At 49.9% G+C, this 20,967-nt stretch carries 18 protein-coding genes; 15 read left to right on the top strand and 3 right to left on the bottom strand.

The features are described from left to right. Positions 1-1,068 precede the first annotated feature (1,068 nt). The 5 genes from HMPREF3091_RS04320 to glnB all read left to right on the top strand — a co-directional run bounded on the left by HMPREF3091_RS04320 (position 1,069) and on the right by glnB (position 6,847). Positions 1,069-2,505, top strand: a complete 1,437-nt coding sequence (locus HMPREF3091_RS04320) for a sensor histidine kinase (protein WP_070714460.1) — start codon at positions 1,069-1,071, stop codon at positions 2,503-2,505. A gap of 3 nt (positions 2,506-2,508) precedes the next feature. Beyond that, positions 2,509-3,330: a two-component system QseEF-associated lipoprotein QseG gene (gene qseG / locus HMPREF3091_RS04315; protein ID WP_070714459.1), complete on the top strand. Its 822-nt coding sequence runs from the start codon at positions 2,509-2,511 to the stop codon at positions 3,328-3,330. Positions 3,331-3,343: 13 nt separating this feature from the next. Then, positions 3,344-4,684 carry a two-component system response regulator GlrR gene (glrR, locus tag HMPREF3091_RS04310; protein WP_004094641.1) on the top strand — a complete coding sequence of 447 codons (1,341 nt, stop codon included), beginning with the start codon at positions 3,344-3,346 and terminating at the stop codon, positions 4,682-4,684. Between the two features lie 190 nt (positions 4,685-4,874). Beyond that, positions 4,875-6,497: an NAD+ synthase gene (locus tag HMPREF3091_RS04305; RefSeq protein WP_070714457.1), complete on the top strand. Its 1,623-nt coding sequence runs from the start codon at positions 4,875-4,877 to the stop codon at positions 6,495-6,497. A gap of 11 nt (positions 6,498-6,508) precedes the next feature. Next, a complete protein-coding gene (gene glnB / locus HMPREF3091_RS04300) occupies positions 6,509-6,847 on the top strand; it encodes a nitrogen regulatory protein P-II (RefSeq protein ID WP_004847623.1) in 339 nt (112 codons plus the stop codon). 69 nt (positions 6,848-6,916) lie between these two features. Here the strand turns inward: glnB and HMPREF3091_RS04295 are convergent, their stop codons facing one another. Together HMPREF3091_RS04295 and fadE are read right to left on the bottom strand one after the other, a co-directional pair. Beyond that, entirely contained in the window at positions 6,917-7,819 is a 903-nt protein-coding gene (locus HMPREF3091_RS04295; protein WP_070714455.1) for a LysR family transcriptional regulator, read from the bottom strand. A gap of 170 nt (positions 7,820-7,989) precedes the next feature. Continuing rightward, positions 7,990-10,482 (bottom strand): acyl-CoA dehydrogenase FadE, encoded by a 2,493-nt coding sequence (fadE, locus tag HMPREF3091_RS04290; RefSeq protein ID WP_070714453.1) that lies wholly within the window; start codon positions 10,480-10,482, stop codon positions 7,990-7,992. A 317-nt stretch (positions 10,483-10,799) separates the two neighbouring features. Here fadE and lpcA point away from each other — a divergent pair, with 317 nt between their 5' ends. Continuing rightward, positions 10,800-11,378, top strand: coding sequence for a D-sedoheptulose 7-phosphate isomerase (gene lpcA / locus HMPREF3091_RS04285; RefSeq protein ID WP_035503780.1), 579 nt, complete (start codon positions 10,800-10,802; stop codon positions 11,376-11,378). A gap of 209 nt (positions 11,379-11,587) precedes the next feature. Further along, the gene (locus HMPREF3091_RS04280; RefSeq protein ID WP_004847631.1) at positions 11,588-12,355 is read left to right on the top strand and encodes a class II glutamine amidotransferase; all 768 of its coding nucleotides are present in this window, start codon (positions 11,588-11,590) and stop codon (positions 12,353-12,355) included. Here HMPREF3091_RS04280 and dpaA read toward each other — a convergent pair. Then, positions 12,326-13,051, bottom strand: a complete 726-nt coding sequence (gene dpaA / locus HMPREF3091_RS04275; RefSeq protein WP_070714452.1) for a peptidoglycan meso-diaminopimelic acid protein amidase — start codon at positions 13,049-13,051, stop codon at positions 12,326-12,328. The two genes, HMPREF3091_RS04280 and dpaA, sit on opposite strands and share 30 nt — an antisense overlap. A gap of 475 nt (positions 13,052-13,526) precedes the next feature. Here dpaA and HMPREF3091_RS04270 point away from each other — a divergent pair, with 475 nt between their 5' ends. The 8 genes from HMPREF3091_RS04270 to nqrM all read left to right on the top strand — a co-directional run bounded on the left by HMPREF3091_RS04270 (position 13,527) and on the right by nqrM (position 20,858). Next, on the top strand, positions 13,527-14,870 hold the full coding sequence (locus HMPREF3091_RS04270; protein WP_004847634.1) for a Na(+)-translocating NADH-quinone reductase subunit A: 1,344 nt from the start codon (positions 13,527-13,529) through the stop codon (positions 14,868-14,870). 3 nt (positions 14,871-14,873) lie between these two features. Further along, entirely contained in the window at positions 14,874-16,112 is a 1,239-nt protein-coding gene (locus HMPREF3091_RS04265; protein ID WP_004847636.1) for an NADH:ubiquinone reductase (Na(+)-transporting) subunit B, read from the top strand. Beyond that, positions 16,105-16,923, top strand: coding sequence for a Na(+)-translocating NADH-quinone reductase subunit C (locus HMPREF3091_RS04260; RefSeq protein ID WP_004847638.1), 819 nt, complete (start codon positions 16,105-16,107; stop codon positions 16,921-16,923). The genes HMPREF3091_RS04265 and HMPREF3091_RS04260 overlap by 8 nt, the downstream gene beginning before the upstream one ends. Next, a complete protein-coding gene (locus HMPREF3091_RS04255) occupies positions 16,916-17,545 on the top strand; it encodes an NADH:ubiquinone reductase (Na(+)-transporting) subunit D (RefSeq protein WP_004847640.1) in 630 nt (209 codons plus the stop codon). The genes HMPREF3091_RS04260 and HMPREF3091_RS04255 overlap by 8 nt, the downstream gene beginning before the upstream one ends. Positions 17,546-17,550: 5 nt before the next feature. Continuing rightward, positions 17,551-18,147 (top strand): NADH:ubiquinone reductase (Na(+)-transporting) subunit E, encoded by a 597-nt coding sequence (gene nqrE / locus HMPREF3091_RS04250; protein WP_004847642.1) that lies wholly within the window; start codon positions 17,551-17,553, stop codon positions 18,145-18,147. An 18-nt stretch (positions 18,148-18,165) separates the two neighbouring features. Then, complete coding sequence (gene nqrF / locus HMPREF3091_RS04245; protein ID WP_004847644.1) at positions 18,166-19,392, top strand: NADH:ubiquinone reductase (Na(+)-transporting) subunit F; 1,227 nt, start codon at positions 18,166-18,168, stop codon at positions 19,390-19,392. Positions 19,393-19,612: 220 nt separating this feature from the next. Then, on the top strand, positions 19,613-20,629 hold the full coding sequence (locus HMPREF3091_RS04240) for an FAD:protein FMN transferase (protein WP_210403543.1): 1,017 nt from the start codon (positions 19,613-19,615) through the stop codon (positions 20,627-20,629). A gap of 1 nt (position 20,630) precedes the next feature. Next, positions 20,631-20,858 carry a (Na+)-NQR maturation NqrM gene (nqrM, locus tag HMPREF3091_RS04235; protein WP_004847648.1) on the top strand — a complete coding sequence of 76 codons (228 nt, stop codon included), beginning with the start codon at positions 20,631-20,633 and terminating at the stop codon, positions 20,856-20,858. Positions 20,859-20,967 lie beyond the last annotated feature (109 nt).

Here is a 20,967-nt window from a genome sequence, read left to right as displayed (position 1 = left end):
AGGGGCGCGCGCTGGCGCCCCTCATCGGTCGCCTACGCCAGTGGGTTCATGTAAACGCATTTGCTGACTGGCGAACGAAACATTTCACTGCAATCCCATAGGATATTGACGTTCCAAACCGTAGCGGAGATAGCATCTCGGATTAAAGCGTACGGATGTATCAATGAAGCTCGGTATGGACAGGCGGGCGGAATATTACACAACGGTGACATCGGCGAACGAAACATTTCACAGTAATCCCATAGTCACCGCAATCCCATAGACGACAACCAACCAATTCCCCCCTATGTCGCAAAACAACAACAACACCCCATTCTGCATGTCGTCAAAAAGAGACATTTAACCCATTGATTTTTAACAGCAGTGATAACTAGTATCCAGAGTGTCTACTTTTAGCGACGGCACGGTGAAAAAAAGAGCGAAATATATAGGTGAACCAAGGATAATTCTTATATTGATTGCCCGTGTAAATGTATTTTTATTTAAAAATACTTATATTTTATGTTGTTAGAATATGGTTTATGAAATTGGCACGGTACATGCATTATATAACGCAGTTGCTCATTCACTATTTTATGTCAGCGACCGCAATAGCGAGTCAGGCTACATAAGCCATCGAATGACGCCAAAGTAAGGTGCCTACCGTCCAACTATCCGATAACAGTCGCTTACGCGCTTTATCAAACTCCGGACGACACGTTGAGTGAGGCGCCACCTATTCAATGTCCGACTGTGATGATTGGTTCATCAATTTGGGACATAAAATGAATGACATTCGTCTTATTTGCCGTTGTACGGCGCCGATGACGGTTTACCTCATCACACTGAAGACGAGAATTGCAGTAGCGATATCATTCAGCAAACGGAACCCGAAGACAGTTATCTGCCTTCGGGTTTTTGTTTTATTCCCGCCAGTCGCTACGCTGCATGTGCGTTGGCCGCGCTCGTTAACCCTCGTCACGCGATGTGTTGCTCGGCTACGTATCGCCACGAATGCCGAGTATGTATTGAAGAATTGCTCCCCCTGCCTGACTCAGTTAGCATCTGGGTAAACCTTTAGGTAATGAGATGATTTCCTTGAAGAGATGGCGTTTATTTCCTCGTTCGCTACGTCAGCTTGTCTTGCTGGCATTTCTGCTGGTATTACTGCCTTTACTGGTGCTGGCGTATCAAGCTTACCAAGGCCTTAATAATTTGAGTTCTCAGGCCGCCGATATCAACCGCACTACGCTTTCTGATGCGCGTCGCAGCGAGGCGATGGCGAGCCTTGCGGTGGAAATGGAACGTAGCTACCGGCAGTTCTGTGTGCTAGGCGATGAATCACTTTCTAAGCTGTATCAAAAACAACGCGGGCAATACTCTCAAATGCTGGAGCGTCAGGCGTCTGTGTTGCCAGACCCACGTTATTACCAAAAGCTAAACGGTTTGATCGACCAACTGGCGACCTTTCAGTGTCAGAATAACGCGCCGGTGACTCAGGCATCGGCTTTGCTCGCAGGGTTTTCAGTGGCAAATGGCCAAATGGTACAGGCGACGCGAGACGTTATTTTCACGCGCGGACAACAGCTACAACAGGCTATTGCCGAGCGCGGACAGTTCTTTGGCTGGCAGGCGCTGGTGCTGTTTTTAGTGAGTGTGCTGCTGGTATTTCTGTTTACTCGCATGATTATCGGCCCAGTAAAGGGGGTCGAGCGCATGATTAATCGTCTGGGCGAGGGCAAAAGCGTCGGCAATATGGTGGCGTTTCGCGGCCCGCGTGAAATCAGATCGTTAGCACAGCGCATTGTTTGGTTGAGTGAACGCCTTTCTTGGTTAGAGTCGCAGCGCCATGAGTTTTTACGTCACATCTCTCACGAATTGAAAACGCCGCTTGCCAGTATGCGAGAAGGAACCGAGCTGTTAGCCGATGAGGTCGCAGGTCCGCTCACGCAGGATCAAAAGGAAGTGGTCGGCATTTTGGACTCCAGCAGTCGTCATTTGCAGCAGCTCATTGAACAGCTACTGGATTACAACCGCAAGCTGGCGGATGCCCCGATGGAGAAAGAAAATGTCAATCTGGGCGAGATGGTCGGGCTGGTGGTGTCGGCACACAGTTTGCCTGCGCGAGCCAAATCTATTCGTACGCTTACTGAGCTAAACGTTGACCTTTGCTGGGCAGAACCTACGCTATTAGAACGCGTTATTGATAATCTCTATTCCAATGCGGTGCACTATGGGGCGGAATCCGGTACCATCTGGATCCGCAGTCGTTTGGCTGGTGATAAAATACAGGTAGATGTGGCTAACACCGGTGCAGGCATCCCATCGGCTGAGCAGGCCATGATCTTTGAACCTTTTTATCAGGGAAGTCTTCAACGTAAAGGCGCTGTAAAAGGGAGCGGCTTGGGACTAAGCATTGCCCGAGATTGTATCCGTCGTATGCAGGGTGATTTACATCTGGTGACCGTAGACGGCGCTGACGTCTGTTTTCGCATTGAATTACCATTAACCGCAGAGATCTCATAACTAATGAATACGTGGTCTATTCGCGCCCTATTCAACGAACATCTGTTTGACGCTGACGGCCTTCGCCGTACGGCGTCTGCTTTGCGTCCATTTTCCGCATTGGGCGCTATGTTGTTGGTTCCATTTTTGCTAACAGGGTGCACCAAGACGGGCACCGGCAATCCGGTTTCTCATGCCGTACAGGCGATTATTCCTGACAGTAAAGTGGTTGATTATCAAACGGCTTCTTGCGAGACCCTCTGGTTTAATGATGACAAAGAAGCCGTTGATAATGGGCTTTATTGGCTGCGAGCGATGGACTGTGCCGATCGCCTGAGCGGGCAAGAGGCGCGGTTGCAGGCTCGCTCGCTGGGCAGTGAAAATTGGCAGCGCGTGTTTAAACAAAGCGTTCTGGTTGGCAGCGCTGAGCCAACGGCAGCCGAGCGTCGACAGATTATCGATCGTTTGAACGGCTATCGTTCCGAGTTTCCAGCCTCTGTGCGCCCATTGATACAGCTGTGGCGCGAAAAACAGATGCTGATGATCAATCTTCTCGATGAAAAAGCGCGTTATCAAAAGCTACAGGCCAGTACGGATTCGCAGCTAGATGCGCTACGAGAAACACAGGGGCGGTTGCAGTACCAACTTGATGACACCACCCGTAAGCTAGAAAACCTGACAGATATCGAACGCCAGCTCTCTTCGCGCAAGCAGATGTCGGGAGAGATGTCAGATCCGTCGGTGAAAGAAGATAGCTCTGACGACACAGGGAAATCTGAGAGTAAAGCTCCGGCAGAGGCCAGCGACAAGCCAGCTTCAGAACCTGCTAACACGGACGCCCACTAAGGAGCCACACTGAATGACACAACGTAAACCAGCTAATTTACTGTTAGTGGATGATGATCCCAGCCTGCTAAAGCTGCTGGGGATGCGCCTGAGTAGTGAAGGATTCCGTGTTACTACGGCAGAAAGCGGGCATGACGCATTACGTGTGTTAGGGCGTGAACAGATTGATTTGGTCATCAGCGATCTGCGGATGGATGAAATGGATGGGATGGCGCTGTTTGCTGAAATCCAAAAACGTCAGCCCGGTATGCCGGTGATTATTCTTACCGCTCATGGCTCGATTCCTGATGCGGTTGCGGCAACTCAACAAGGTGTATTTGGTTTCTTAACCAAGCCGGTCGATCGTGATGCCCTTTATAAAGCCATTGATGAAGCCTTAGCTCAGTCGATGCCCGCTGCGGGTGATGATACCTGGCGCGAAGGTATCGTCACCCGCAGCCCAACCATGCTACGTCTGCTGGAACAGGCAAATATGGTGGCTCAATCAGATGTTAGCGTGCTGATTAACGGCCAAAGCGGCACAGGTAAAGAAGTGCTCGCGCAAGCGATTCATGCCGCCAGTCCACGGGCAGGGAAAGCGTTTATTGCAATCAACTGCGGCGCGTTGCCAGAACAGCTTCTGGAATCTGAGCTGTTTGGTCATGCTAAAGGCGCCTTTACCGGTGCCGTGAGTAGCCGAGAAGGGCTATTCCAAGCGGCAGAGGGTGGCACGCTGTTTCTGGATGAAATCGGTGATATGCCGCTGGCGCTGCAGGTCAAACTGCTGCGCGTGCTGCAAGAGCGCAAGGTACGGCCGTTGGGAAGCAATCGCGATATTGATATCAACGTGCGTATTATTTCCGCCACGCATCGTGATTTGCCAAAAGCGATGGCGAAAGGGGAGTTCCGCGAGGATCTGTTCTATCGCCTAAATGTTGTGAGCCTGAAGATTCCGGCGCTGAACGAGCGTGCTGAAGATATTCCTCTGCTCGCCAATCATCTGCTGCGCGAATCGGCTCAACGCCATAAACCTTTCGTACGTAGTTTTTCCACCGATGCGATGCGCCGCTTAATGGCCGCTAGCTGGCCGGGAAATGTGCGTCAATTAGTTAACGTTATCGAACAATGCGTTGCGTTAACCAGCGCTCCAGTGATCAGCGAAGCCTTAGTTGAGCAGGCGCTGGAAGGCGAAAATACGGTACTGCCGACGTTTGCTGAGGCGCGTAACCACTTTGAACTCAACTATTTGCGCAAACTCCTGCAAATAACAAAAGGCAACGTCACCAATGCCGCACGTTTAGCAGGTCGCAACCGTACCGAGTTTTATAAGCTGCTGGCGCGGCATGAGTTAGATGCGGCTGATTTTAAAGAATAGGGATCCCTTGCGTATTTGGCACTGCTAGTCAAATTATGCTGAGGATCCGAGTGCTTTTGGTCGTTTAGGGCGCTAAACAAAGTGATGAGAATGTTTTACACTTGGCGCATTAAACCAGCCTCTTTTTATATCCAAAGTAGTTGGAGTGGCGACAAGGTAGCCGCTTCAAATACGAAGGAAGTGAGTAATTATGAGTCGATCTCTTTCTATTGCGTTAGCCCAGCTCAACTGGCTGGTGGGTGATATCGAAGGTAACACTGAACGCATGCTGAATACTTTGTGCGAGCAGCGCAAAGCGGGTGCCGATTTGGTGATGTTTTCTGAATTGGCGCTTTCGGGCTATCCACCTGAAGATTTGCTGTACCGTGATGATTTTTATCTGCGTTGTCAGGCGCAGTTGGATCGTTTGCAGCAGGCATCGGCAGATATCGCGGTTTTAGTTGGTCATCCGTGGCGTGAAGGAGAGCATTTATATAATGCGCTTTCTCTGTTCTCTGAGGGGCAGTTAGTTGCGCGTTACTTCAAACAGCAACTGCCAAACTATGGCGTATTCGATGAGAAACGCTATTTCTCCGCGGGTCATGAGAGCTGTGTGGTCGAGCTGAAAGGCTATCGTTTAGGCCTACTGATTTGTGAAGATTTGTGGTTCGATGGTCCAGTTGATGCCGTTGCGGCGGCGGGCGCTGAAGTGCTGTTGTCGATCAATGCCTCTCCGTACAACCGTGAAAAACCGTATATCCGCAAAACCTTGCTGACGAGCCACTGCCAACGCACTGGATTACCTCTGGTGTATCTGAATCAGGTGGGTGGGCAGGACGAGCTCATTTTTGATGGTTGTTCTAAAGGCTTTGATGCATCCGGTAATATGACACACCGTTTAGCGGCCTTCGCTGAACAAACCGCCTTATTCAATTTGCATGATATGCAGGTGGAGCCAATGGTTGCACCGGCCGCGAGCCTGCCTGAACTGGCGCAGGTTTATGAAGCGTTGGTGCTAGCCGTGCGTGATTACGTCACGAAAAATGGTTTCCAAGGCGCGGTGCTTGGCCTGTCTGGCGGTATCGATTCGGCGTTGACGCTGGCGATTGCCGTAGATGCGCTGGGCAAAGATAAAGTTCAAGCGATGATGATGCCATTCCGCTACACCGCGGATATCAGCATTGCTGATGCGAAAGAAGAAGCTGAAATTCTGGGCGTCGAGTTTGATATTGTCTCCATCGAACCGATGTTTGATGCCTTTATGGGCCAGCTTGCACCGATGTTTGCTGGAACTGAGCGCGATACCACCGAAGAGAATTTACAGGCGCGTTGCCGTGGCGTAGTGCTGATGGCGCTGTCGAATAAACGCCGCCGTCTGGTTCTAACTACCGGTAATAAGAGTGAAATGGCCGTAGGCTACGCCACGCTTTACGGTGATATGGCCGGTGGTTTTGATGTGTTGAAAGATGTGCCAAAAACGCTGGTATTCAAGCTGTCTGAATATCGTAATACGGTATCCTATGTGATCCCGCAGCGCGTTATTGATCGTCCACCATCAGCAGAACTGGCTCCCGATCAGCTCGATCAGGATAGCTTACCGCCGTATGACATTCTGGATGCAATTCTGGAAGGTTACGTTGAGCAAGATAAGTCGGTCGCTGATTTGGTTGCTGCGGGCTTTGACGAGGCGGTGGTGCGAAAGGTTATTCGTTTGGTTGATATTAATGAATATAAGCGCCGTCAGGCTGCAGTTGGGCCGCGAATTACCGCGCGCAACTTTGGCAAAGATCGTCGCTATCCGATTACATCTGGCTTTGGCCGCAAAAACTGGTAAAGGGATTAGCAATGAAGAAGATTGACGCAATTATTAAGCCATTCAAGCTGGATGATGTTCGCGAAGCGCTGGCTGAAGTGGGTATCACTGGCATGACCGTTACCGAAGTTAAGGGTTTTGGTCGTCAGAAAGGCCATACGGAGCTGTATCGTGGCGCGGAATATATGGTCGATTTCCTCCCGAAGGTAAAAATTGAAATCGTTGTTGCCGATGACATCGTGGATACCTGCGTAGAAACTATCATGCAGACCGCTCAAACCGGCAAAATCGGCGATGGAAAAATCTTTGTCTTCGACGTTGCGCGCGTAGTGCGTATTCGTACCGGTGAGCAGGACGAAGAGGCCATCTAAATCTTGCTAGCCCTGAGCATTAAACAGCCCCGGATAAATATCTGGGGCTTTTTTGTGCCTATCTTTTCGCTAAAGAGAGCTGTCATGCTTGGTTCCCGAGGCGAAGAGTTGCGACATTAATGACAAGACATGAAGCACGGTTGGCTGATTCTTCTGTGCCGGATCCCATAACGCGACCAGAGGATGTGACAGACCGGCGTCGCCAAACTCTGCCTCGATTCTTTCAACATCTGGCCATTGCTCGGCGTGCAGATGAGTCGGTAAAAATCCCCAGCCATAGCCAGCGCTGAGAAATGTTTTCAGCATACTGATTTCAGTAATGCACTGTATTTTATCGGCAATTTGCAGACGTTGTGCCATGTGCGGCGGTAAATCTTTAAAAGGAATAAGCTGAACACCCGAGGCTAAGCTCAGGAGAGATACTGGTTTAGTATGGAAAAATCCCTTCTTGGCATATACCGCCAGTGAAATGCCACCAATGGCTTTCCATTGAAAACGCTCGTTGATAGAGCGATTCATTGCCTGAAATAGGCCAATATCCGCTTCACCTTTTTCCAGCATCCGCTCGGCGGTTGCCCTTTCGGTAGCAATAAGGTTGAGGTGAATCTGTTGATTGCGAAGTTCATTCGCGAGGCGTATTAAAAAATCACGCGGCGCGAAGGCATCGTAGCAAAGAGTGAGTTGTGTGCTGAGTTGTTGGGGAATTTGTTCGGCAATTTGACCGAATGCCTGAGCCTCATGGAGAAACAGTCTCGCCTGTCGGTAGAGCAACTGTCCGGCGTCGGTGAGGCTGAGTGGGCGAGTGCTGCGATCGAAAAGCGTATAGCCGAGATCCAACTCAAGATAATCTACCAACTCGCTGACGGTGGTGCGATCCTTTTTGAGTTTTTTGGCCGCATGCGTCAGGGTGCCACATTCACATACGCTGGCAAAAGCTTCAATTTGTGCCAATGAAAAGCGTATTGGTTTCATACATGATATCCGTAGTGAGTTAATGGTCAGGCTTTCCCACCCTAACTGAATATGGATACGGAAGTAAACTTGTCGCCTTGGCTAGCGCCATGTCTCGCTGAGATAAAAAAACGGCTCCCGAAGGAGCCGTTGACACAGGTAATACATTGACTCAACTTACACTTGCTCGGTTACGCGGCCTCCGTTTTTGGCAGGCCGTTGAGCTTTTCCGGCAGGTTTTTCTCCGAATGCGTGGCTTCTACCGCTTCTTTTTCTGGTACGACGGCCGCAGCTAACGCTTCAGGCTCGAATTCATCGACGTTGATGGTACGCAGGCGGCTTTCTTCTGCTTTCACTAGGATAGCCTGCTCTTCCGCGTTGATCAGTCCTTTATCTAGCGCTGTTTTTGCCAACTGATCCAAGCGGGTGAACGGCAGATTTTTGCCCAGCGCTTTACAGATACGCTGATGGATTGGGTCTGCGGCAATCACGTCTGCCAGCGCGGCTTCGATCAAACCATGCGGGTTGTATTCGCTTGGCGTGAGATACATACCACGACCAATTCGGCTACGTGTGGCGGATGGAACCTGAAGGATTTTCGCCACTTTATGATCCAGATAATCAGATGGGGCGGTATGAGCGCGGCCAAGTGGGAAAATCACAGCGCGCATGACGCCAGCCACAAAGCCGTTCGGGAAGTTGCGCAGCAGGTCATCAATGGCCTGTTCAGCCTGATGCAGCGCATCCTGAACACCCCAATGCACCAGCGGCAGATCCGCTTCGTTACGGCCTTCATCTTCATAACGTTTCAGAACCGCGGTGGCTAAGAACAGCTGGCTGAGTAAATCACCCAATCGCGCCGAAATACGTTCACGGCGTTTCAGTGAACCACCTAGTACGCCCATGGATACATCAGATAACAGCGCCAGGTTAGAACTCATGCGGTTAATCTGTTGATAGTAGCGGCGCGTTGCATCTTTGGTTGGCGTAGCACTGGTGCGGCCATCGGTCAGACCCAGCCAGAAGCTACGTACTTTATGGCTACCAACATGACCTAAGTGGCTAAACAACAACTTATCAAAGCGCGGAACGCTGTTGTCCTGCGCGGCAGCCATTTCATCCAGTACATAAGGATGGCAGCGGATTGCGCCCTGACCGAAGATCATCATGCTGCGCGTCAGAATATTGGCGCCTTCAACGGTGATGGCGATCGGAGCACCTTGGTAAGCACGTGCCACAAAGTTTGATTCACCGAGCATAATGCCTTTACCACCGGCGATATCCATTGCATCAATGATTGAACGCTGGCCCCTATGGGTACAGTGATATTTAATAATCGCTGACAGCACTGCAGGTTTCTCACCTTGCATGATGCCATAGGTCACTAAGGTTGCAGCGGCATCCATGACGTAGGCGTTACCCGCGATGCGCGCTAATGGTTCTTCAATCCCTTCCATTTTACCGATCGAGATTTTGAATTGGCGACGGATGTTGGCATAAGCGCCAATGGCCAGAGCCACGCTTTTCAGACTACCGGTCGCGTTAGACGGCAATGTAATGCCTCGCCCAACCGACAAGCATTCGACCAGCATACGCCAGCCTTGGCCGGCCATGGTTTGCCCACCGATAATGAAATCGATAGGAACGAAAACATCTTGGCCACGCGTCGGGCCGTTTTGGAACGGTACGTTCAGAGGGAAGTGACGGGCACCAATTTCTACACCATCGGTATCGGTTGGAATAAGTGCACAGGTAATACCTAAGTGTTCTTCACCACCCAGTAAACGCTCAGGATCAGAAAGCTTGAAGGCTAAGCCAAGCACGGTCGCAATCGGAGCAAGAGTGATGTAACGCTTGTTCCATGTCAGGCGCATTCCCAGCGTTTGTTTGCCTTGCCATTCGCCCATGCACACGATCCCTACGTCGGGAATTGCGCCAGCGTCGGAACCCGCTTCAGGGCTGGTTAGCGCGAAACAAGGGATCTCTTCACCACGCGCTAAACGCGGCAAATAGTGATCTTTTTGCGCTTCGGTACCGTAATGTTGCAACAGCTCGCCGGGGCCGAGGGAGTTAGGAACACCCACGGTGATAGCCAAAATACCCGATACACCAGACAGTTTTTGCAGTACACGCGACTGAGCGTAAGCAGAGAACTCCAGACCGCCATACTGTTTTTTGATAATCATGGCGAAGAAGCGATGTTCTTTCAGATAGGCCCACAGTTCTGGCGGTAAGTCAGCCAGTTCATGGGTGATCTGGAAATCATTTGCCATGCGGCAGGCTTCTTCCACTGGGCCATCCAGAAATGCTTGCTCTTCTTCCGTCAGCTTAGGCTGCGGATAATCATGCAGTTTTTTCCAGTCTGGCGTCCCACGAAAAATATCGCCTTCCCACCACGTCGTTCCTGCATCGATAGCTTCTTTCTCGGTGCGAGACATCGGCGGCATGACTTTTTGGAATGCTTTTAAGGCTGGCGCAGAGATCAGTGAACGGCGCACCGAAACCAGTACCAGTGGTAACAATACCACGGCAACCGGAACCAGTGCCCAGAACGACCAGAGACCAATTGCAGCCATGGCAGCGGTGTACACCAGCAAAATAGCGCTGCTTAGATAGAGATTAACTTGGTGATAGAACAGCACGCCAATCGCTATCAAAAAAACTACAAGACTAAGAACCATCATGTTAATGCTCCTGCGCGTTCAGAGGTCGAGTTAGGAGGACCAAGTAGTAGGAGGTCTGACCTGTTGTTGATAGTATAGGTTGTAGTTGAGTTAATTTTATTTAGCAATGTGTTTACATATTAATTACAACACAGTTCACAATTTCACCCTTAAACCGCATTTCAAGCTAAATAACGCCGCTTATGAGCGATGATGAGCGAAAAAGAAAGTCTAGGATCGGTGAAAACGCGCGTTGCGGTACTTCTCGGGGTGGGTGCTATCCGTTACACTTCTTACAATATGTCGAATGCCATTTTCTATGTAATAAAGAGGCTGCTATGTACCACGATCTCATTCGTAGTGAACTGAACGAAGCAGCGACAACGCTGCAAAATTTTATCAGCGATGACGCTAACATTGATGCTATTCAGCGCGCTGCGGTTCTGCTGGCTGATTCATTCAAAGCAGGTGGCAAAGTGCTGTCCTGCGGCAATGGTGGTTCACATTGCGACGCTATGCATTTTGCAGAAGAGTTGACCGGTCGTTACCGTGAGAATCGCCCTGGCTATGCGGCAATCGCGATTTCCGATCCAAGCCATCTGTCTTGCGTGAGCAATGACTTTGGTTATGAGTACGTATTCTCTCGTTACGTTGAAGCTGTCGGTCGTGAAGGTGATGTGCTGTTGGGCATTTCAACTTCGGGCAATTCTGGCAACATCATTAAGGCGATTGAAGCTGCTCGCGCTAAAGGCATGAAAGTGATTACCCTGACCGGTAAAGACGGCGGGAAAATGGCGGGTAGCGCCGATGTTGAAATCCGTGTACCGCACTTTGGCTATGCAGACCGCATTCAGGAAATTCACATTAAAGCGATACATATCCTGATCCAGCTGATTGAAAAAGAGATGGTGAAATAAGCTATCCAGCTTGCCTTTTGAGCGAGGCATAAATTAGCGTTTATGTCTTGATCGTATGAGCCAGCGTGACAGGACGCGCGCTGGCGTTGGGGCATGCGCTCAATTCTTTCACTTACCGTAACTGGCGAGCGACGCCCTTTTCAGTGGCAACATAAAGAAGGCAGACGGTGCCTGATGTATAACCGCCGAAGTTGGAACAGGAGGTAGCTATGTGTGAACTACTCGGTATGAGTGCCAATGTGCCGACGGACATCTGCTTCAGCTTTACCGGTTTGGTACAGCGTGGTGGGCGCACCGGGCCGCATAAGGATGGATGGGGAATTACCTTTTATGAAGGTAACGGCTGCCGCACATTTAAAGATCCACATCCTAGTTTCAATTCGCCTATTGCCCGCTTGGTGCAAGAGTATCCAATAAAATCCTGCGCGGTGATTTCTCATATTCGGCAGGCTAATCGCGGTACCGTTGCACTCGAAAATACTCACCCCTTTACTCGTGAACTATGGGGCCGGAATTGGACGTTTGCGCATAATGGCCAACTGACCGGATATAAAAATCTCGAAACGGGATATTTCCGCCCAGTAGGTCAAACTGACAGCGAATATGCATTTTGTTGGCTGCTGAATAAAATGGCGACCCGCTATCCAAGAACGCCGGGCAACTGGCCTGCGGTATTCCGCTTTATTGCACAGTGTGCCGATGAATTACGCGCAAAAGGCGTATTTAATATGTTGTTGTCTGATGGGCGTTTTGTGATGGCCTATTGCTCGACGAATCTATATTGGATAACGCGTCGGGCACCTTTTGGGAAGGCAACGCTATTAGATGAGGATGTGGAAATTGATTTCCAATCACAAACGACGCCAAATGACGTCGTTACTGTGATTGCGACTCAACCCCTGACCAGCAATGAAAGCTGGAGCCGCATTGGGTCGGGAGAATATGCCTTATTTTGTCTGGGTGAACGCCAGCTGTGACGGAGACTGCCCATCCAGCGCTGATGGGCGATTTACCACATACTGACCATTAACGACATTCACCATCGGTGGTTGGTGGTGCTCATTGAAATAAGCATAGCCAGGCTGCAACTGTTTCCAGAACGGTAAATAATCCGAGTTGCGATGGCGCTGCATATTTTGCTCGGTCATACGGAATGGATAAATATTGATATCGACCAACGTTTGTCCATTACGAAATGCACTTTGCACATAAGTATAAATTTGCGAAATACCTTCGTTGGTCATTGCATAACAGCCAATCGAAACGCAGTCGCCGTGAATCATCAAATATTTGCCTGAATAACCGTGCGCCTGATCGTAGGCATTCGGATATCCAATATTAATTGCTTGGTAAAATCTGCTGTTCGGTTTCAAATGACGTGCATCAATCTGATAGAAGCCTTCAGGGCTTTTGAAATCCCCTTCGGTACGCTTCGGCCCTAATCCGCCTGAAAATTTACAGATATTGAAGCTTTGCACCAGTTGATATTTGTCTTGAACCTTGGCAAAAAGTTCGAGCTTTCTTTCTTCTTTGAATATCTGAATATAAACCGGAGAACCCAATAACTGCTGTTTGGCCAGTGGTGTATTTTGCGCCTGCTCACTGGCAGACGAACTACATGACGTCAGTGGCAGTACAAAAAATACGGCCAACAAGGCGATGATTTTGCCCATTTATAACCCTGCAAATAAACTATAGATAGAAGATCTTCAGATTAAGTCTGTTGACAGCTCCCAAAACAGCGTCAGTTTAATCCAGAGTGAGCAGCGGGAGTGAGTGTTTTTTGAGTCATTTCTGATGAAATCTTTGTGTAGTTAAAATTAAGCGTAATAACCATTGCTTGATAGCTATATAAAAACCGAGGTATTCATCCGATAAAAATGAATGGTTTCACGCTATGTCTAATTTGCTTGATGCAGGTCACGGCAATGCTGCTGATGTTCGCGGTGTAAAATGGTAAAATCGCGCGGTTATCGGTAACATCGCTTTTAATCCCTGTAATACCTCGGGTTAATATTCGCCGGTAGCTATGAGCAATCTCTTATCTGCATGCAACGATGTTCTTTTTTCTTAACGAAAATAGCGCATACAGGAACGCCTGCAGGGTTCACATCATTAATGTCATGACGATATATATAGTGCAACCAAATGATTAAAATTAAAAAAGGGCTTAATTTGCCTATCGAGGGTGCACCCGCCCCGGTCATTGAACAGGGCCCAGCCATCGGTCGCGTTGCCATTTTGGGTGGCGACTATGTTGGCATGCGACCTTCAATGGCTGTGCAAGAGGGTGATCAGGTTAAAAAAGGTCAGGTGCTTTTTGAAGATAAAAAGAATCCTGGCGTATTGTTTACTGCTCCAGCTGCAGGACAGGTTATCGCGATCAACCGTGGTGAAAAACGTGTTCTGGAGTCCGTCGTCATTGCCGTCGACGGTGATGAGCAGGTGATATTCCCCCACTATGATGCTTCCGAACTGGCGGATTTGACGCGAGCTCAGGTCGAAAGCAATCTTGTGGCATCGGGTCTATGGACCGCGCTGCGCACGCGTCCGTTTAGCCATGCACCAAAGCTGGGTTCTGACACTGCCGCTATTTTCGTGAGCGTGATGGATACTCAGCCATTGGCCGCTGATCCTTTGCTGATCCTGCGTGAAAACATGGCTGATTTTGAGCATGGACTGACCGTGCTAAGCCGTTTGACCGAAGGCAAGGTTTACGTATGCCAGCAGGCAGGCGCAGGGCTACAAAATAAAACGGCTCCGAATGTTACCTACAACGAATTTAGTGGCCCGCATCCGGCAGGGTTGGTAGGGACTCACATTCATTTCCTCGAACCGGTTAGTCTGACGAAAACCGTCTGGCATATTGGCTATCAGGACGTTATTGCCGTCGGTAAGCTTTTCACCACCGGTGAATTGTATACCGACCGCGTTATCGCCTTGGGCGGCCCTCAGGTAGAAAAACCATTGCTGCTGCGAACCCGATTAGGCGCGAGCACCGACGAAATGACGGTTGGGCGTCTAAAGCAGGGCGATAACCGCATTATCAGTGGTTCCGTGCTGAGTGGGACGCAGGCGATCGGCACCAAAGCTTTCCTTGGCCGTTTCCATAATCAAATCTCCGTAGTGAAAGAAGGGCGTGAGAAAGAGCTACTGGGCTGGATGATGCCTGGCGCGAATAAATTCTCGATCACTCGCACCACGCTGGGGCATTTCTTTAAACGCAAGCTGTTTGCTTTCTCCACCGATATGAACGGTGGTGAGCGTGCCATGGTGCCCATTGGCAACTATGAGCGCGTTATGCCGTTGGATATCTTGCCTACCATGTTGCTGCGCGATCTGCTGTCTGGCGACTGCGAAAGTGCTCAAGCTCTAGGATGTTTAGAGCTGGATGAGGAAGATCTCGCGCTCTGTACTTTTGTGTGTCCGGGCAAATATGAATATGGCCCAGTGCTGCGCGACGTGCTGACGACCATTGAGCAGGAAGGATAATTCATGGGCCTGAAAAGTTTTATCGAGAACATGGAGCACCACTTCGAGCCGGGTGGAAAGCTGCAAAAATACTATCCGCTCTATGAAGCGGCTGCCACGCTGATGTACACGCCGGGCAAAGTGACGCACGGTGCATCGCACGTTCGTGATGCTATCGACTTAAAGCGCATGATGATTTTGGTTTGGCTGGCGGTATTCCCAACGATGTTTTGGGGAATGTACAACGTCGGTCACGAAACTATCGGCGCGTTGAACCATCTGTATCAGGGCGAAAAGCTGGCTCAGGTGATTGCTTCTGATTGGCATTATTGGTTAGCTGAAATGTTGGGTGCCAACCTACAGGCTAATGCCGGTTGGGTTAGCATGATGACGCTGGGTGCAGTCTATTTCCTGCCGATTTATGCCGTTGTATTTTTAGTGGGCGGCTTCTGGGAAGTGCTGTTTTCCATCATCCGCAAACATGAAATCAACGAAGGTTTCTTCGTCACGTCGATTCTGTTTGCTTTGATCGTGCCGCCAACGCTACCACTGTGGCAGGCCGCGCTGGGTATTTCTTTCGGCGTAGTGATTGCCAAAGAGATTTTCGGTGGTACGGGGCGTAACTTCTTGAACCCTGCACTGGCTGGCCGTGCGTTCCTGTTCTTTGCCTATCCAGCGCAGATCTCTGGCGATTTGGTATGGAACGCCGCCGATGGTTATTCGGGGGCAACGCCGTTATCTCAGTGGAGCGCGGGTGGTCAGAGCGGCTTACTGAACACGATTACTGGTCAGCATGTGACTTGGATGGATGCCTTCATTGGTAACATTCCAGGTTCTATTGGTGAAGTTTCCACGCTGATGATTCTGATCGGTGGCCTGATTATTATGTTTGGCCGCGTTGCGTCATGGCGCATTGTGGCGGGTGTCATGCTTGGCATGATAGCGATGTCTGCGCTGTTTAACTTTATCGGTTCTGATACTAACCCAATGTTTGCGATGCCGTGGTACTGGCATTTGGTCTTGGGTGGTTTCGCCTTCGGTATGATCTTTATGGCAACCGATCCGGTGTCGGCTTCCTTTACCAATAAGGGTAAATGGTGGTACGGCGGGTTGATTGGTGTGATGTGCGTTCTGGTTCGCGTGGTTAACCCTGCTTATCCAGAAGGCATGATGTTGGCGATCCTGTTCGCAAACCTGTTTGCTCCATTGTTCGATTACATGGTGGTGCGCGCCAACATCAAAAGGAGAAAAGCACGTGGCTAAGGATTCTGTGAATAAAACGAGCGCGGGCAAAAACGATAGCATCGGTAGAACGCTGCTGGTGGTCGTGATTTTGTGTCTGGTGTGTTCAGTGATTGTTGCTGGCTCAGCGGTTGGCTTGAAGCCGATGCAGGAAGAGCAAAAGCAACTGGATAAACAACGCAACATTCTGGCGGTTGCTGGGTTGATGCATGGCGATAAGCTTGATGCCGAGCAGGTTAAAACGCTGTTTGGCGAGCGTATCGAGCCACGCTTGCTTGACTTGAAAAGCGGCGAGTTTACGGCTGGCGAGCCGAATTCGTTCGATATGAGCAAAGCGCTGAAGGATCCTAATGCGAGTACGGCATTGACACCAGAGCAGGATTTGGCGGGCATCAAACACCGTAGCAATATTGTCGAAGTGTATTTGGTAAAAGATGCACAGGGCAAAATTGGTCAGGTTGTGCTGCCGATATATGGAACCGGTCTATGGTCGGTGATGTACGCTTTTGTTGCTATCGACACCGATGGCAATACGGTGAAAGGTTTGACCTTCTATGAGCACGGTGAAACTCCGGGGCTCGGGGGCGAAATCGAAAATCCGTCTTGGCGTGAGAAATGGATTGGCAAGCAACTGTTTGACGACGGTGGCAAACCGGCTATACGTATCGTGAAAGGTGGTGCAAATCCACTGGATCCACACGGCGTTGACGGGCTGTCTGGAGCGACGCTGACCGCGAACGGTGTACAGCATACCTTTGATTTCTGGATGGGTGACAATGGTTATGGGCCATTCCTGAAACGCGTTCGTGAAGGAGCATTGAATCATGGCTGATACTAAAGAGATTAAAAAAGTTTTGTTGGGGCCGTTGCTCGATAACAACCCGATTGCTTTGCAGATTCTGGGCGTATGTTCCGCGTTGGCGGTGACGACCAAGCTTGAAACGGCATTCGTGATGACCCTTGCGGTAACGCTGGTCACCGCGTTCTCTAGCTTCTTTATTTCATTAATCCGTCATCAAATCCCAAACAGCGTGCGCATTATTGTGCAGATGGCGATTATCGCCTCGCTCGTTATTGTTGTTGACCAGATTTTGCGCGCTTATGCCTATGAAATCTCGAAGCAACTTTCGGTGTTTGTTGGTCTGATCATTACTAACTGTATCGTGATGGGGCGTGCTGAAGCCTATGCCATGAAGTCGCCGCCGATTGAAAGTTTTATGGACGGTATCGGCAACGGTTTGGGCTATGGCGTCATTCTGATTCTGGTCGGCTTCCTGCGTGAACTGATTGGTTCAGGCAAGCTGTTTGGTATCACCGTGCTGGAAAGTGTGCAGAATGGTGGTTGGTATCAACCAAATGGTCTGTTCCTGCTGGCTCCGAGTGCGTTCTTTATTATCGGTATGCTGATTTGGGCGCTGCGTACGTTGAAGCCTGAACAGATTGAGAAGGAGTAAGGCAGATGGAACATTATATCAGCCTATTTGTTCGCTCGGTTTTCATTGAAAACATGGCATTAGCCTTCTTTTTGGGTATGTGTACATTTTTGGCCGTCTCCAAGAAAGTCACAACGGCTTTTGGTTTGGGTGTAGCCGTGACCGTTGTTTTGGGGATTTCTGTTCCCGCCAACAATCTGGTCTATAACTATGTGCTGCGCGATAGCGCGCTGGTTGAGGGCGTTGATTTAAGCTTCCTGAGCTTCATCACCTTCATTGGCGTCATCGCGGCCTTGGTGCAGATTCTGGAAATGATCCTCGATCGTTTCTTCCCATCCCTGTATAACGCGCTGGGCATTTTCCTACCGTTAATCACCGTAAACTGCGCCATTTTTGGTGGTGTGTCATTCATGGTTCAACGTGATTACAACTTCGCTGAGTCCGTGGTATATGGCTTTGGTTCAGGGATCGGTTGGCTGCTAGCCATTGTGGCTATGGCGGGTTTACGCGAAAAAATGAAATATGCCAATGTGCCCGCAGGGTTACGTGGGCTAGGCATCACGTTTGTGACCACCGGCCTGATGGCGTTGGGCTTTATGTCCTTCTCCGGCGTACATCTCTGACAGGACAGGAAGGAACCTATGCAAGAAATTATTCTGGGTGTGGCGATGTTCACCCTGATCGTGGTGGCACTGACCGTCCTGATCTTGTTCGCCAAATCTAAGCTGGTGAATACCGGCGATATTCATGTCGAAGTGAACCACGATCCGGAAAAGAGCTTTGATGCTCCTGCCGGTGACAAATTGTTAAACATGCTGTCTAGTCAGGGCATTTTCGTTTCTTCTGCCTGTGGCGGTGGTGGTTCATGTGGCCAGTGTCGTGTACACGTCAAAGAAGGCGGCGGCGATATTCTTCCCACAGAGCTGGCGCACATTTCCAAGCGCGAAGCAAAAGAGGGCTGTCGTTTAGCCTGTCAGGTTAGCGTGAAGCAGGATCTGAAAATCGAATTGCCGGAAGAGATCTTTGGCGTGAAAAAGTGGGAGTGTGAGGTTATCTCCAACGATAACGTCGCAACTTTCATTAAAGAGCTTAAGTTACGTATCCCTGAAGGTGAAGCGGTGCCATTCCGTGCGGGTGGGTATATCCAAATCGAATGTGAACCGCACCACGTGCGCTACGCTGATTTTGATGTGCCAGAGGAGTATCGTGGCGATTGGGACAAGTTCAATCTGTTCCGCTTTGAATCCAAGGTTACTGAGCCGACTATCCGAGCCTACTCTATGGCGAACTACCCGGATGAGAAAGGCCTGATCATGCTGAACGTGCGTATTGCTACGCCGCCTCCGGGCGTACCTGATGCGCCTCCGGGGATCATGTCCTCCTATATCTGGTCGTTGAAGCCGGGTGATAAAGTCACGATTTCTGGGCCATTCGGTGAGTTCTTTGCGAAAGAAACCGATGCCGAGATGATCTTTATCGGCGGTGGTGCTGGTATGGCACCAATGCGTTCGCACATCTTCGATCAGCTCAAGCGTTTGCACACCAAGCGTAAGATGAGCTTCTGGTACGGTGCACGTTCAACGCGTGAAATGTTCTACGTCGAAGACTTCGATAAGCTTGCGGCAGAGAATCCAAACTTCACGTGGAATATTGCATTGTCCGATCCTCAGCCTGAAGATAACTGGACGGGTTACACTGGCTTTATCCATAATGTATTGCTTGAAAACTATCTGCGTGCCCACCCTGCACCAGAAGATTGTGAGTTCTACATGTGTGGGCCACCGATGATGAATGCTGCTGTGATCAAGATGCTGAAAGATCTCGGGGTAGAGGACGAGAATATCATGCTCGATGACTTCGGCGGCTGATAGCCATTGTCCTTGAAGTCGTGGCGGTGTTGGCTGCGCGAGTTAACCCCAGTCACTTACTTTGGTAAGCGTCTGGGGATTCGTTCAGTTGCCGCGTTTCCCGCGTCTTGAAATCCATTGGCTATCTATATTTTGATGAGCTTTCTGTGACATAGCCAAAAATTGGTTGAACATGATGATAAATAATACTGCGCGGGCGACCGCGTTTTTTATTAAGAAAATGCGGTGGATGGCTTTCTGCGGCTTGGCTTTTTTACTGACAGGATGTGGGCCGGAGCAGGTCAACATTGAAGGTAAAACGATGGGGACGTATTACTCCATCAAATATGTCAGTGAATCGGGAATGCCGGCACCAGAAGAGATTAAAGCTGAGCTAGATAAGCGTTTGGAACAGGTTAATGACCAGATGTCGACCTATCGTTCTAACTCGGAGCTCAGCCGTTTTAATCAAAGTACGGATGTGAATAAACCATTCCCAGTTTCGGCGGCGACGGCGAAAGTGGTGTCGGAAGCCATCCGCATCAATAAGGTGACAGACGGTGCGTTAGATATCACGGTGGGACCACTGGTTAATCTGTGGGGATTCGGACCGGAAGGGCGTCCTGACCGCGTGCCTAGCGACGAGGAGATCAATCAGCGCCGTAGCTGGATTGGTATCGAGCATTTGGCTGTTCAAGGTGACGCTTTGGTGAAGGATATTCCACAGCTTTATCTGGATCTTTCATCTATTGCCAAAGGTTATGGCGTTGACGTAGCCGCTGAGTATTTGGCCTCATTGCATATCACTAATTACATGGTTGATATCGGTGGTGAAGTGCGTACCCGAGGTCTCAACGGAGATGGTGCTCCGTGGCGTATTGCTATTGAAAAGCCGCAGGCGGGTCTACAGCAAACTGCGCAGGTGATCATTCAGCCGGGGGAGATGGCGGTTGCGACTTCTGGAGATTATCGCAACTACTTTGAGAAGAACGGTCAGCGTTTTTCTCATGAAATTGACCCAAAAACAGGGCGTCCGGTAACGCATCATCTGGTGTCGATTACCGTACTGGCACCAAGCTGTATGACCGCTGATGGTCTATCTACCGGATTGGATGTGATGGGACCCGAGCGCGGTATGGCGCTGGCAAACTTGCTGGGAATCCCGGTGTTTATGATTGTTAAGACTGAAAACGGTTTTGAAGATCGCTATTCAGAGGCCTTCAAACCTTATCTGGTGCAATCCACCAAAGGTAAATGATATGGCAACGGTATTTATCGCGACCTTTGTGATGTTTTTAGTGGTGATAGCTGCGATGTCCATCGGCTATATCATTAAACGCAAAAGTATCCACGGCAGCTGCGGCGGTATTGCTAGTCTGGGTCTGGAAAAAGTATGTGACTGCCCAGAACCTTGTGATGCGCGCAAAAAACGGATGGCGCGTGAAGAGGCTCGGCGTGAGATGTTGGAGAAGCATAGGATTTTGTGATGGGCGTGTGTTTATGCTGTAAAGCGTAAGGTTTCGTACGCCTAGAACTCCGAAATCTACCTGAACATTGTGCAAGCGTCCGAGTCGGGGGGCCAATCGCTGCCCCCCG

Source organism: Hafnia sp. HMSC23F03, from assembly GCF_001816025.1.
GTDB lineage: Bacteria > Pseudomonadota > Gammaproteobacteria > Enterobacterales > Enterobacteriaceae > Hafnia > Hafnia paralvei.
Note: the sequence above shows the minus strand (reverse complement) of the source record. Positions and strands in the feature narration are given on the sequence as shown.